This window comes from Lentzea sp. NPDC060358 (genome assembly GCF_042725365.1).
In the GTDB taxonomy this organism is placed as follows: domain Bacteria; phylum Actinomycetota; class Actinomycetes; order Mycobacteriales; family Pseudonocardiaceae; genus Lentzea.
In genome coordinates this window covers 24,168-37,894 of record NZ_JBHXCW010000057.1, presented here as the reverse complement: position 1 = coordinate 37,894, position 13,727 = coordinate 24,168, and the positions used below count along the sequence as shown (strand labels likewise).

Below are 13,727 nucleotides of genomic sequence, written 5' to 3'. Positions count from 1 at the left end.
GCCCCCACGAGGGGTTCCAAGAGGAGGTGTTACGCCGCAACGGTCGCGGCGACCTCCTTCGACAGCGCGTGCTCCAGCACCTGCGCCACGTCCGACACGAAGTGCACGGTCAGCTGCTCGCGCACCGACTCCGGCACGTCGTCCAGGTCCGGCTCGTTGCGCTGGGGCAGCAGCACGGTCGTGATGCCCGCGCGGTGGGCGGCGAGCAGCTTCTGCTTCACGCCGCCGATCGGCAGGACGCGGCCGGTCAGCGAGATCTCACCGGTCATCGCCACGTCCGAGCGCACCGGGCGGCCGGACAGCAGCGAGGCCAGCGCGGTCGTCATCGTGACGCCCGCCGACGGTCCGTCCTTCGGCACCGCGCCCGCCGGGACGTGGATGTGCACTCCCCGGTCGGCCAGCGACGCCGCCTTCTCGTCGTGCGACCGCAGGTACGACAGCGCGATCTGCGCCGACTCCTTCATCACGTCGCCCAGCTGGCCGGTCAGCGTCACGCCGGTCGAACCGGTGTCCTTCGGGGCCAGCGAGGCCTCGATGAACAGCACGTCCCCACCGACGCCCGTGACGGCCAGGCCCGTCGCCACACCGGGGACCGAGGTGCGCTCGGCCGACTCCGGGGTGTTCTTCGGGCTGCCCAGGTAGCCCTTGAGCGACGGCTGGTCGACCGTGATCGGCAGCTCGCCCTCGCCCAGCGCGACCTTCGCGGTCACCTTGCGCAGGATGCGCGAGAGGGCCCGTTCCAGTTGCCGCACACCGGCTTCGCGGGTGTACTCGCTCGCCAGCTGGTGCAGGGCGGGCTTGTCGAACGTGACGTCCTCGGGCGTGAGCCCGGCGCGTTCGATCTGGCGCGGCAGCAGGTGGTCACTGGCGATCGTGACCTTCTCGTCCTCGGTGTAGCCGTCGAGCTGCACGAGCTCCATGCGGTCGAGCAGCGGCGCCGGGATCGACTCCAGCACGTTCGCGGTCGCGAGGAACACCACGTCCGACAGGTCGAGCTCGACCTCCAGGTAGTGGTCGCGGAACGTGTGGTTCTGCGCCGGGTCGAGCACCTCGAGCAACGCCGCCGTGGGGTCGCCGCGGTAGTCGGAGCCGACCTTGTCGATCTCGTCGAGCAGCACGACCGGGTTCATCGACCCGGCCTCGCTGATCGCGCGGACGATCCGGCCCGGCAGCGCACCGACGTACGTGCGGCGGTGGCCGCGGATCTCGGCCTCGTCGCGCACGCCGCCGAGGGCCACGCGGACGAACTTGCGGCCCATCGCCCGTGCCACGGACTCGCCGAGCGAGGTCTTGCCGACGCCGGGAGGGCCCGTCAGTGCGAGCACGGCGCCGGAACGACGCCCGCCCACCACGCCCATGCCGCGGTCGGCACGGCGCTTGCGCACGGCCAGGTACTCGGTGATGCGCTGCTTCACGTCGTCGAGGCCGGCGTGGTCGGCGTCGAGGACCTCGCGCGCCGCCTTGATGTCGTAGGAGTCCTCGGTCCGGGAGTTCCACGGCATCTCGAGGACGGTGTCGAGCCACGTCCGGATCCAGCCCACCTCGGGCGACTGCTCGGAGGTGCGCTCCAGCTTGTCGACCTCCGCGATCGCGGCCTTGAGCACCTTCTCGGGCAGCTCGGCGGCCTCCACGCGGGCGCGGTAGTCCTCCTGCTCGGTGGCGGGCTTGCCGTCGAGCTCGGCCAGCTCCTTGCGGATCGCGGCCATCTGCTGGCGCAGCAGGAACTCGCGCTGCTGCTTCTCGACGCCTTCCTTGACGTCCTTCGCGATCGTCTCGTTGACGTCGAGCTCGGTCAGGTGCGCCTGGCCCCACTCGACGAGCTTCTCCAGCCGCTCGGTGACGTCGGAGGTCTCCAGCAGCCAGATCTTCTGCTTCTCGTCGAGGTACGGCGCGTAGCCCGCCAGGTCGGCGAGCGCCGACGGGTCGGTGATCTGCTGCACCGAGTCGACCATCTGCCACGCGCCGCGCGTCTGCAGGATGTTCGTGACGATCGCGCGGTACTGCTTCGCGAGCTCACGGGTGCGGTCGGTGATCTCGGACTCGTCCGAGATCGTCGCGTTCACCCACAGCGCCGCGCCCGGCCCCGTGGTGCCCGTCCCGATGCGCACGCGCTTGGTGCCGCGCACGACGGCGGCGCGTTCGCCGCCCGGCAGGCGTCCGACCTGCTCGATCTCGGCCAGCGTGCCCACCGGGGCGTACTTGCCGTCGAGCCGTGGGACGAGCAGCACCTGATGGTTCGCGGCCGTCGTGGCGGCGTCGACCGCCGCGCGGGCCTCGGCGCTCGAGTCCGCACCGGAGATGCGGACCGGCACCACCATGCCGGGCAGCACCACGACGTCGTCCAGCGGCAGTACCGGCAGGGCCAGGGTCTCGGCCATCTCGTCCTCCAAAGTTGAGTCTGTACCGCTCAACCAACTTCAGCGGGGTGGTGTTCCCCCGCCGTGTTCGCTGTGAGCGAGCAGCCCCGATAGGCGGACTTGATGTCCGTTGCAGCGCACGGCGGTGGACACCCGTGCGGCGTACGGGTGAGGATGCGGGCGTGATGGAAGAGCTGAAGTGGGTCCCGTCCACGGTCGACGTCACCCGCCCGAGCGTGGCGCGGATGTACGACTACTACCTGGGCGGCTCGCACAACTTCGAAGCCGACCGCGCGGCCGCCAAGCAGGTGGAGCAGCACTTCCCCGGCGTGGCGCAGAGCGCGCAGGCGAACCGCTCGTTCCTGCGCAGGGTCGTCCGCCACCTCGTCGCCGAGGGGGTCGACCAGTTCCTCGACCTGGGCTCGGGCATCCCGACCGTGGGCAACGTCCACGAGATCGCCCAGCAGGCCAACCCGGACGCCCGCGTCGTCTACGTCGACTTCGAACCGGTCGCCGTCTCCCACGCCAACGCCCTGCTCGCCGACAACCCGAACGCGAGCGCCGTCCTCGCCGACCTGCGCGCGACCTCGTCGGTCATCAAGGGCGCCCGCGAGGTGCTCGACTTCTCCCGCCCGGTCGGCGTGCTGATCATCGCCGCCCTGCACTTCGTGCCCGACTCGGACCAGCCCTACGAGGCCGTGGCGGAGTACCTGGCCGACCTGCCGTCCGGCTCGTACCTGGCGATCACGCACGCGACGTGGGACACCCTCTCCGACGAGGAACGCGCCGAGGCCGAGCAGATCAAGAAGATCTACAACGCCTCGGACAACGCGCTGACCATGCGCACGCACGCCGAGGTGACCAGGTTCTTCGAGGGCATGGACCTGCTGGAGCCGGGCGTCGTCGCGGTCAACGACTGGCGCCCGGACTCCTACGAGGACCACACGGGCATCTACGGCGCGGTCGCCCGCAAGCCCTGAAGCAGGCGGTCCCGGATCTCGTTCGTCTCGCGGTCGGTGAGGGTGCGTTCCGGCGCCCTCATCGTGACGCGCACCAGCACGTTCTTCTGACCGGGCAGCGCCTCCAGCCGCTCCTGGACGTGCGGCGGTAGTTGCGCGGTGGGCGTCTCACCCAGGATCTCGATCTCCTCGACCACGTCCTCCGGTACGAGGACGCGGATGCGGTCACCCAGCGTCTCGACGTCGTCGTGCTCGTCCGCCATGATCGAGATGTCCCGGATGGCGGCCGGGTGCCGTGAGATCGGGCGGTAGACGTCGAGGTCGAGCATCTGGCCGGCGATGCGCGGATCACCGTTGCGCAGCAGCCGGATGTCCGGGATGCCCTTGCGCAGCATGAGCACCCGGTCCAGCCCCATGCCCATCGCCAGTCCGTGCGGATGGTCCTTGAGGACGTGCCGCGCGGCCCGCCCGCATTCGGCGATCTCGACCCACGCGCCCTCGTGCTCCACGTCGATCTGCTTGCCGTCCGTGGTGTACGGGTGCTGTGCATCCGTTGTGCGATAACGACTGCCGGGCAGCAACGTGGTGACGACGGTGTGGATGAGGTCGTCGAGTGACTCCCGCTCGGTGCTCACCCGCCAGATGTCGAGCTGGTGCGGCGTACCGGTGTGCAGGCGGTCGACGGTGTCGCGGCGGTAGACCAGGCCGGGGCAGAGCAGCGTGACGTCCGGTGCGGCCTCGCGCAGCGCCGGCGGGATCATCGCCGTGGTGTGGCTGCGCAACATGCACGTCTCGCTGACGTACCTGGTGTAGCGGGCCTCGCGGGTGACCGCGTCCGCCGGGTAGCCGAGGAGCTCGTAGTTGTGCTCCACCGGCACGAGCGGGTGGTGGCGCACCTCGACGGGGTTGTCGAGGACGGCCTTCAGGTCGGCGATGAGCAGCTGCATCGCGTGCGGGCCCTGCGCGGGGTCGGTGAGGTCGCGGACGTTCAGGGCGTGCACGAGTTCTTCGGTGCGGTACACGGGGTTTCCCGTCTCTGGGTCCGGTGGGTGCGGAGTCCCCCGACCGACGGGAAGGTTCAGGCGCGCGCCACCCACGCAGGTCGGGGGTGGCTAAATCGCGTCACGGGCCCAGGGTAGCGCGGCTACTCCGGCGGCGTCAGCCGCAAATCCGGGTCCACCGGGGGAGCACCGTCGAACGGGCCGTCGTCCTTCAGCCGCCCCACGTGGTCGAGCGCCACCTCGACGTCCGCGCGGAACGGGTCGCCGTCGGCGGGCGGGGTGCGGAACCACTCGTGCAGCTCCGCCGGGATCTCGAACCGGTCGAGCAGCTCGTCGTAGAGCGCCTCGCGGCCGGCGGCCTGGGTGCCGAGCTCCTGGTACTCGCGCAGCGCCATGCGCAGCCGGATCCAGCGGTAGCGGTCGGTGTTGTGCTGCTGCTGGAACCGTTCGCGCAGCAGGTCGCCCGCGTGCTGGCCGCGCAGCGCGAGGCGGCGGATCGTGGCGGGTGGCATGAACAGGTTCGAGCCGCCCTCGTCGTCGGACTGGCGGACGTGCGCGATGCGGCCGCGGTAGCCGGGCAGCGCCGACTGCATGGTGTCGCGCCAGTCGAGGAACGTGTCCAGGATGGACAGCAGGAAGCGGGGCATGGAGCCGATCGACGCGTAGCGCGTGCCGGAGGTCGACGCGTCCTGCTCCGGCAGCCACACCTCGTTCGTGTCGCCGTTCGGGTAGGGCTGCAGGCTCAGGCCGAACGTGGGCCAGCGCGGCAGCAGCGCGTCGAAGAAGTGGATCGGGAAGTTGCTGGTGATGCCGCCGTCGGAGAACCAGTGCACGCGCCCGTCCCGGCACAGCGGCACGGCGGCGATCAGGCCGGGGAACGACAGCGACATCCGCACGGCCAGCACCACCGGCAGGTTCTCGCGCGGCGGCAGGTCGCGCAGCGGCATGTGGTCGTGCAGCGGGCACTTCGCGTCCGTGGCGGCGCCGTTCAGCTGCTCGACCACCCGGCCCGGCAGGACGTAGCCGAGGCACTCCTCGCAGTACTGCCAGTTCTCCTTGAACGGCAACCGGTACGGCCGCCCCTCGGACACGTCGGTCGTCATCAGCACCAGGTTGATGTCGCCGAGGTCGCCGAACGTCAGCGCCTCGTCCGTGCCCGCCAGCGCGTCGAGGCGGTCCGCGATCCAGTCGGCCAGCGGCGGCACGCCGGTCGACTTCGGCACGCCCGCCAGCCGGTCGAGCCACGACGGCGTGAAGTCGCCCGTGCCCGGCACCAGTCCGAAGTGGATGGACCGGGCGTTGTCCCGCAGGAACTTCTGCATCGCGTACGCGTAGGTCACGATCAGCGCGCTGACCGCCGCCAGCGACAGCACCAGCCACACCAGCAGCACGACCGCCGCCGTCGCGTAGTGCCGGGCGAACACCAGCCCCAGCACCAGCGGCAGGGCCGCGCCGACCCACACGGCCCACGGCAGGCTCGACCGCAACGGCCACAGCACGGTCGCCAGACAGGTCACGGCCAGCACGACCACCAGCACCCCGAGCCAGGTCGCGTACGCCGACGGCGCCAGCAGCGCCGACCACAGGACCGGGCCGTCCAGCCATAGCAGCGCCATCAGCCCGAGCACGGCCTTGGCCCGCCACCCCACGGCGCCGAGCAGCGCGAAGAACAGGCACGAGATCGCACTGCGGCCCGTCGTCTCCCGCTTCTGCATGGTCGCGACGACGATCCGGTACAGCGCACGCGTCTTCTGGGCGGGCTGGAACAGCTGCGCCATCCGCCACCGCTCGGCGCCCTCGCCGGAGGTGAACCAGTCGATCAGCCCGGCGAGCTTGCCGAACCCACCGGTCGCCCGGCCGCGTTCGGCGGCCGCGGTGAACGCCGCGGCGATCGCCCCCGCCGACGCGCCGCCGATCTGCTTGAACTCGTAGTGGCGCGCCAGCGACGCGACTGCCAGCGGGTACACGACACCGCTGGTCGTGCCTCCGCGCATGGTCAGGTCGCAGTAGCGGTCGTACTCCATGCGTTCATGATCGCGCGGGCCATGTGAGGCGCCGGGAAAGTTCACCCGGACGCCCTCGGGCGGGTGGGAGTCCGCTCCCCGGCGGGGGCGGTGACCGGCAGCGCCTTCACGCGAGCTCCGCCAGTTCCGCGGGCGTTCCCGCCATGATCACGCGGACGTGCTCCGTCACCTTCTCCACCGGCCAGTCCCACCACGCGACCCGCTCCAGCAGCGCGATCTCGTCGTCGGGGTACCGCTTCTTCAGCAGCCGGGCGGGGTTGCCGCCGACGACCCCGTAGGCCGGCACGTCCGACACCACCACCGACCCCGACGCGATGATCGCGCCGTTGCCGATGCGCACCCCCGGCATGATCATCGCCTGGTAGCCGATCCACACGTCGTTGCCGACCACCGTGTCGCCGCGGCTGGGCGCGCCGAGTGCGATGTCGAGCGTCTTCTCGCCCCACGCGCCGCCGAAGATCGTGAACGGGAACGTCGACACGCCGTCCGTGCGGTGGTTGGCGCCGGCCATGATGAACCGCACGCCTTCGGCCAACGCGCAGTAACGGCCGATGACCAGCTTTTCCTCGCCGAAGTTGTAGAGCACGTTGCGGTGCTCGAACTCCTCGGCGTGGAACGGGTCGTCGTAGTAGGTGTACTCGCCGACCTCGATCTGCGGGTTCTTCACCAACGGCTTGAGGAGCACCGTGCGGGCGATGTCGGGCAACGGGTAGAGGTTGTCGGGCGAGGGGATGGTCACGGCGCTCCGATCGGCTCTTCGCTGAACTGCGTGCGGTACAACTCGGCGTAGTGGCCCTCCAGGGCCAGCAACGACTCATGCGTACCACGCTCGACGACCTGCCCGTGGTCGACGACGAGGATCTGGTCGGCGGCGCGGATGGTCGACAACCGGTGCGCGATCACCACCGAGGTGCGGCCCGCGAGCGCCTCCACCAGGGCCTCCTGCACCGCCGCCTCCGAACGCGAGTCCAGGTGCGCGGTCGCCTCGTCCAGGATCACCACGCGCGGCTTCGCGAGCAGCAGGCGCGCGATGGTCAGGCGCTGGCGCTCACCGCCGGACAGCCGGTAGCCGCGTTCGCCCACGACGGTGTCGAGCCGGTCGGGCAGCGACGCCACGAGGTCGGCCAGGCGGGCCCGCCGCAGCGCGTCCCAGATCTCCTCCTCGGTGGCCGCGGGGGCGGCCAGCCGCAGGTTGGCGCCGATCGACTCGTGGAACAGGTGCCCGTCCTGCGTCACCATGCCCACGGTCTCGCGGATCGAGTCGAACGACAGGTCGCGCACGTCCACGCCGGCCAGGCGCACGGCCCCGGAGTCCGCGTCGTAGAGGCGGGGCAGCAGCGACGCGATCGTCGACTTGCCCGCGCCCGACGAGCCGACCAGCGCGACCAGCGAACCGGGCTCGGCGACGAACGACACGCCGCCCAGCACCTCCTCGCCGCCGCGGGTGTCGAGGGCCGCGACCTCCTCCAGGGACGCGAGCGACACCTTGTCGGCCGACGGGTAGGCGAACCGCACGTCGGCGAACTCGACCGACACCGGGCCCTCCGGCACGGCGACCGGCGACTCCTTCTCCTCGATCAGCGGCGGCAGGTCCAGCACCTCGAAGACCCGCTCGAACGACACCAGCGCCGTCATCACGTCCACCCGCGCACCCGCCAACGCCGTCAGCGGCGCGTACAAGCGCGTCAGCAGCAGCGCCAGCGTCACGATCGTGCCCGGTTCCATCTGCCCGGCGAACACGAACCAGCCGCCCAGGCCGTAGACCAGCGCCAGCGCCAACGACGACACGAGCGTCAACGCCACGAGGAACAGCCACTGCGCCACCGCCGTCCGCACGCCGATGTCGCGCACCCGCCGCGCCCGCGCCCCGAACTCGGCGCTCTCGATCGCGGGCCTGCCGAACAGCTTGATCAGCGTCGCGCCCGGCGCCGAGAACCGCTCGGTCATCTGCGTGGTCATCGCGGAGTCGAGGTTCGCCGCCTCGCGGTGCATCGACGCCAAGCGCTTGCCCATCCGCCGCGCCGGGATCAGGAAGATCGGCAGCAGCACCATCGCGAGCACCGTGACCTGCCACGACAGCGTCAGCATCACGATCAGCGTGAGGATCAGCGCGATCACGTTCGTGACCACGCCGGAGATCGTCTCGGAGAACGCCCGCTGCGCCGCGATCACGTCGTTGTTGAGCCGCGAGACCAGCGCGCCCGTGCGGGTGCGGGTGAAGAACGCGACCGGCATCCGCTGCACGTGGTCGAAGACGGCCTGCCGCAGCCGCAGGATGAGGTCCTCGCCGACGCGCGCCGACTGCCAGCGCTCCGCCAGCGAGAACCCGGCCTCCAGCACCGCCACGCCGGCGATCGCCAGCGCGAGCCACACCACCAGGCCGAAGTCCCGCCCGCCGATGAGGGTGTCCACGACCCGGCCGGCCAGCACCGGCGACGCCACGGCCAGCACGGCGGCCACGGCGCTCGTGGCGAGCAACGCGGACACCGCCCGCCGCTGCGGGCGGGCGAACCGGGCGACACGCTTCAACGTCGCCCGGCTCACGCGACGGCTCTCCTCGTCCTGCATGGCGCTTTCGAGCGCGTACCAGGCGTTGAAGTCGATGTTCATGACGACCAGTCTCGAACTTCGACCTATCAGGAGGTCAAGCCGATTTCAGGAACTCGTCGACCTCGGCCAGCGCCGCCGCCCGCACCGGTTCCGGCGACAGGAACAGGTCGTGCATGCCCGCCTTGATCTCCACGACCTTCACCGACGGCCCGATCTTCGGGCCCCACTTCCGCATGCCCTCGACGTCGAGCACCGCGTCGGCCTTCGAGACGTCCTCGCTCCACTCGCGGGCGTTCAGCATGCTCTTGTCGGAGTGCAGCACCAGCACGGGCACCCGCACGTCGAGTCCCCTGTGGACCTTCTCCTGCGCGACGAGGACCGCGCGGATCCACCCCGCCAGCACGGGGAACCCGGCGAGCGGCTTCCACCGCAGGTCGAAGTCCCACTCGCCGTTGCGCGAACTGTGGATCGCCGCGCCGTAGGCCTCGCCGAGGTTCGCGCGGATCTTCGCCTTGGGCGCGACGCGCCCGACCAGCTTCACGACCTGCCGCATGAACGGCGGTTCGACGACGTCGAGCCACGGGCTGTTGAGCACCAACGCGTCGATGAGCTCACCCGCCCGCCGTTCGTGTGCCCACAACGAGGTCGTGAGTCCGCCGGTCGAGTGCCCCATCAGCACGACTCGCGTGTGCTCCTCGCGGACCTTCGCGACCGCGGCGTCGATCTCCTCGAAGTACACCTCGATGTCGGTCGTGTAGTTGGGCACCTCGCCGTCGCGCAGCGAGCGGCCGTACCCGCGCAGGTCGACGGCGTAGAAGTCGTAGCCCTGGGCCGTGTAGTGCTCGGCCACGTGCTCCTGGAAGAAGTAGTCCGCGAACCCGTGCACGTAGAGGATCGCGCCCCGGTCGTTCGCCGCGGCACGGCGGCGGACCAGGGTGGCTGACGCTCCGCCGCGCAACGGCAGAACGGTGGTGTCTTCGTCGCTGCTCACCGCGCAAGTTTGCAACGGTCCCGAGCGGATTCCCTGCAGCCTTGTCCGGATCGTGTCTAACCTGGGGACATGACGGGGGACATCGAACAGTCATCCAGGGTCCGCTTCCCGGGGATCAGCCCGCGCGCCTACGAACACCCGGCCGACCGGGGCGCCCTCGCGGTGCTGCGCGCGGTGCCGGCCGTGGCGCCGATCGTGAAGGCGGTCGCCGGGGCGTTCTCCGAACGCGGCGAGCGCCTGGTCCAGATCGCCTCCTCGGTGCGCGTGGGCCCGAAGCAGTACCCGGACCTGCACCGGCTGCAGAACGAGATCGCGGCGGCGTTCGACCTGGCGGAGGTGCCCGAGCTGTTCGTGCGGCACTCCCCGGTGCTCAACGCGGGGACGCGCGGCATCGACAAGCCGTTCATCGTGCTGAACTCCGCGCTGGTCGAGAGGTTCGACCGGGAGCAGCTGCGCTGGGTCATCGGCCACGAGATGGGCCACGCGATGTCCGGCCACGCCCTCTACAACACGATCCTCGAACGCCTGATCGGCCTGCGGGGTGCGCTGGGCTGGAACGCGGCCGGCGCGCTGGCCGTGCGGGGCGTCATCGCGGCGCTCTACGAGTGGCAGCGCAAGACCGAGCTGTCCGGCGACCGGGCGGGCCTGCTCGCGGGTCAGGACCCGCGGGCCGCGCTGCGCGTGCACCTCGCGCTCGCGGGCGACGTGGGCGACCAGGTCGACATCGCGTCGTTCCTGGAGCAGGCCAAGGAGTACGAGGGCGAGGACATCCGCGACAGCGTCCTCAAGCTCATGGACAACGAGCACCGCACGCACCCGCTCGCCGTGGTCCGCGCCGCCGAGTTGCAGCGGTGGGCCGCGAGCGAGGAGTACCGCACGATCCTCACCGGCTCCTACGCGCGCCGCGAGGACGACCACCCGACGAACAACCTCACCGACGACATCAGGGGTGCGGCCCGGTCGTACCGGGACTCCATGAGCAACTCCGCCGACCCGTTGATCAAGACCATCAACGACATCGGCGAGACGGTCATGGGCGCCGCGGGCAGGATGTGGAGCAAGGTTGCTCCGAACGGCGCAGCGGAGTAGCTACCATCTGGAGTCATGAGACGACTCCTGGTGCTTGTCCTCTGCGCACTGCTGGGTTCATCCGGTGTCGCCGCCGCCGACGTGCAAGTCGTCGGCGGCCGACGCGCCTCCATCGAGGCCAACCCGTGGGTCGTCTTCCTGACCGACGCCTACGGCAACCAGTTCTGCGGCGGCACGCTCGTCGCGCCGGCGAAGGTGCTCACGGCCGCGCACTGCGCGCAGGGGCGCTCGGCGCGGGAGCTGCGCGTCGTGGCCGGCCGCGAGGACAAGACGGACGACGGTTCGGGCGTCTCGGTGACGCCCGCGTCCGTGTGGATCCACCGGCTGTACGCCTCCGCCGACCAGGGCGAGGACGTCGCCGTCCTCACGCTGCGCGAGCCGCTGCCCTACACGCCGCTGCCGTTCGCCGAGCTCACCGACCGGGCGCTCTACCAGCCCGGCACGGAGCTGCGCGCCCTCGGCTGGGGCCGCACCGTCGAGAACGGCCGGACCTCGCGCTACCTGCTGCAGGCCACGGTGCCGGTGCTGCCGGACGACTACTGCGTCGAGTCCTACCCGCAGTTCGTGCGGGCCGACATGTTCTGCGCGGGCTACGAGGGCGGCAAGGTCGACACCTGCCAGGGCGACTCCGGCGGCCCGATCGTCGCGGGCGGCAAGCTCGTCGGCATCACGTCGTGGGGCGAGGGCTGCGCGCGCAAGGGCAAGCCCGGCGTCTACGTCCGGGTCTCCCGCTACGCGAAGGACCTCCACGCCGTGGTCGACGAGCCCGCGCCCGTCGAACCGTAGGACGGGCCCCGGCCGGACGTGCGAGCCTGGTCCGCGTGGTGACACTGCGGCGGGCCAGGCCGGACGAAGCGGGTCTGCTGAGCGCCCTGGCGCTCGGCGCCAAGGCGCACTGGGGCTACGACGAGGCGTTCCTCGCGTCGGTCCGCGAGGAGCTGACCTTCCACGCCGGCGACGTGGCGGCACGGCACCTCGTGGTCGCCGTGCTGGACGGCGAGGTGACGGGCTTCTACGGTCTCGCCGGCGTGCCCCCGCACGGTGAGCTGGACAACCTGTGGCTGCGGCCGGACCGGATCGGCACCGGGCTCGGCCGGGTGCTCTGGGAGCACGCGCTCGCCGCGGCGGACGCGGCCGGGTTCGAGCACCTCGACATCGACGCGGAGCCGTTCGCCGAGGGCTTCTACCTGCGGATGGGCGCCGAGCGGATCGGCGAGACGCCGTCGGGGTCCATCCCCGGCCGGGTGCTGCCGCGGCTGCGGGTCAGACCACGAGACCGACGGACATCGTGAGGAACACGGCCGCGCACACCGCGTCCAGCGCCGTCGTGACGCCGGGCCGCTTGAGCCGGCCGGCCACCCGCGAGGCGGCCAGCACGATCATCAGCTCCCACACCGCGGCGAGGCCGAGGAAGACGACGGCGAGCATCGTGAGCTGAGGCGCCGGTTCACCCGATCCGATGAACTGCGGCAGGAACGCCAGCGAGAACAGGATCATCTTCGGGTTCGTGATGTTGGTCAGGAAGCCCTGCCGGAACGGCCGGTCGCTCATGACCTCCTCCTGCTCGCCGCCGGAACGCCGCAGCAGGCCCCGCGTGATGGAAACCGCGAGGTAGAGCAGGTAGGCGGCGCCGACCCAGCGCAGCGCCGTGAGCACCACCGGGTACCGCGCGAGCACCACGCCGAGGCCCGAGATCACCAGCGCGACCTGCACGGCCGCGGCCGAGTGGATGCCGCCCAGCGCGAGCAGCCCGGCGCGGGTGCCGGAGCGCAGCGATGTGCGCAGCAGCAGGAACGCGTCGACACCGGGGGTCACGATGACGACCGCGCACGCGATGAGGAAGGCCGGAACCTGGCCGAAGTCGAACAACACCGTACATACCCCCGTGATCTTAAACACTGACCGCAGAATCTCCGGTCTGATGCGACAGTAACACGAGAATCTCCGGTTTTGACGCCGTCCTAGCGCGATCGCTACCGTTGGTGACCGATCGTCCACCTGGCGCAACGAGGAGTGGTCCGTGAGGGGTAAGCGAATTGCCGTGCTGGCGGCGGCGATCGCGCTGGTCAGCGGCGGGTCTACGGCCGATGCGATCGTCGGGGGGACACCCGCCCAGGTGGCGGACACCCCGTGGGTTGTGGCGATCACCACCGCGGACGGCCAGCTCATCTGCGGCGGCGCGCTCGTCGCCCCGGACAAGGTCGTGACCGCCGCGCACTGCGTCACGAACAAGGGCGTCATCGGCGGCGACCAGCGGCTGCCGCAGCAGCTGCGCGTGGTCGCGGGCCGCACCGACCTGCGGGTGAAGAACGAGGGCCTCGACGCCCCGGTCGCGGGCGTGTGGCGCCACCCCGACTACCGCGAGGTCACCCGGGGCGACGACGTCGCGGTGCTGACGCTGGCCAGCACGCTGCCGTACCGGTCGATCCCGCTCGGCGAGGCCGACGACGACGGGGTCGTGCTCGGGTACGGGCGCACCGCCGAGAACTCGGCGCCGTCGATGACGCTGCGCAAGGTGACCGTGCCCGTCCTGTCCGACCGGGAGTGCGCGCGGAAGGAGCCGGACTACCGGCCGGGCGCGATGCTGTGCGCCGGGCGGGGCGGCCGGGACGCGTGCACCGGCGACTCGGGCGGGCCGCTCGTCGTGCGCGGCAGGCTCGCGGGCGTCGTGTCGTTCGGCCGGGGGTGCGCGCGGGCCGACGAACCGGGCGTCTACACCAGGCTCGCTCACTACCGGCCGGTTCTCGGCTTCTGAT

Annotated in this window: 12 protein-coding genes; 5 read left to right on the top strand and 7 right to left on the bottom strand. The window is 71.1% G+C overall.

Annotated features, from left to right (window positions below):
- Positions 1-29: 29 nt before the first annotated feature.
- The gene (gene lon / locus ACFWGZ_RS15085; protein ID WP_382452081.1) at positions 30-2,378 is read right to left on the bottom strand and encodes an endopeptidase La; all 2,349 of its coding nucleotides are present in this window, start codon (positions 2,376-2,378) and stop codon (positions 30-32) included.
- 164 nt (positions 2,379-2,542) lie between these two features.
- Between lon and ACFWGZ_RS15080 the strand changes: the two genes are divergently transcribed.
- Entirely contained in the window at positions 2,543-3,337 is a 795-nt protein-coding gene (locus ACFWGZ_RS15080) for an SAM-dependent methyltransferase (protein ID WP_382452082.1), read from the top strand.
- Here the strand turns inward: ACFWGZ_RS15080 and ACFWGZ_RS15075 are convergent.
- The 5 genes from ACFWGZ_RS15075 to ACFWGZ_RS15055 form a co-directional block, all read right to left on the bottom strand.
- A complete protein-coding gene (locus tag ACFWGZ_RS15075) occupies positions 3,310-4,338 on the bottom strand; it encodes a hypothetical protein (protein WP_382452080.1) in 1,029 nt (342 codons plus the stop codon). The two genes, ACFWGZ_RS15080 and ACFWGZ_RS15075, sit on opposite strands and share 28 nt — an antisense overlap.
- A gap of 122 nt (positions 4,339-4,460) precedes the next feature.
- Positions 4,461-6,341, bottom strand: coding sequence for a patatin (locus tag ACFWGZ_RS15070; RefSeq protein ID WP_382452079.1), 1,881 nt, complete (start codon positions 6,339-6,341; stop codon positions 4,461-4,463).
- A gap of 106 nt (positions 6,342-6,447) precedes the next feature.
- Positions 6,448-7,080, bottom strand: a complete 633-nt coding sequence (locus ACFWGZ_RS15065; protein WP_382452078.1) for a CatB-related O-acetyltransferase — start codon at positions 7,078-7,080, stop codon at positions 6,448-6,450.
- The gene (locus ACFWGZ_RS15060) at positions 7,077-8,951 is read right to left on the bottom strand and encodes an ABC transporter ATP-binding protein (RefSeq protein ID WP_382452077.1); all 1,875 of its coding nucleotides are present in this window, start codon (positions 8,949-8,951) and stop codon (positions 7,077-7,079) included. The genes ACFWGZ_RS15065 and ACFWGZ_RS15060 overlap by 4 nt, the downstream gene beginning before the upstream one ends.
- Before the next feature lie 34 nt (positions 8,952-8,985).
- Entirely contained in the window at positions 8,986-9,882 is an 897-nt protein-coding gene (locus ACFWGZ_RS15055; protein ID WP_382452076.1) for an alpha/beta hydrolase, read from the bottom strand.
- Positions 9,883-9,951: 69 nt separating this feature from the next.
- Between ACFWGZ_RS15055 and ACFWGZ_RS15050 the strand changes: the two genes are divergently transcribed.
- From ACFWGZ_RS15050 to ACFWGZ_RS15040, 3 genes are read left to right on the top strand one after another with little or no spacing between them, the layout of a single operon-like run.
- Entirely contained in the window at positions 9,952-10,971 is a 1,020-nt protein-coding gene (locus tag ACFWGZ_RS15050; protein ID WP_382452075.1) for a M48 family metallopeptidase, read from the top strand.
- Positions 10,972-10,986: 15 nt separating this feature from the next.
- Entirely contained in the window at positions 10,987-11,757 is a 771-nt protein-coding gene (locus ACFWGZ_RS15045; RefSeq protein WP_382452074.1) for a S1 family peptidase, read from the top strand.
- Between the two features lie 35 nt (positions 11,758-11,792).
- Entirely contained in the window at positions 11,793-12,263 is a 471-nt protein-coding gene (locus ACFWGZ_RS15040) for a GNAT family N-acetyltransferase (RefSeq protein ID WP_382452073.1), read from the top strand.
- Here the strand turns inward: ACFWGZ_RS15040 and ACFWGZ_RS15035 are convergent.
- A complete protein-coding gene (locus ACFWGZ_RS15035) occupies positions 12,235-12,843 on the bottom strand; it encodes a LysE family translocator (protein WP_382452072.1) in 609 nt (202 codons plus the stop codon). The two genes, ACFWGZ_RS15040 and ACFWGZ_RS15035, sit on opposite strands and share 29 nt — an antisense overlap.
- 148 nt (positions 12,844-12,991) lie before the next feature.
- Here ACFWGZ_RS15035 and ACFWGZ_RS15030 point away from each other — a divergent pair, with 148 nt between their 5' ends.
- On the top strand, positions 12,992-13,726 hold the full coding sequence (locus ACFWGZ_RS15030) for a serine protease (protein ID WP_382452071.1): 735 nt from the start codon (positions 12,992-12,994) through the stop codon (positions 13,724-13,726).
- The last annotated feature ends 1 nt before the right edge of the window (position 13,727 follow it).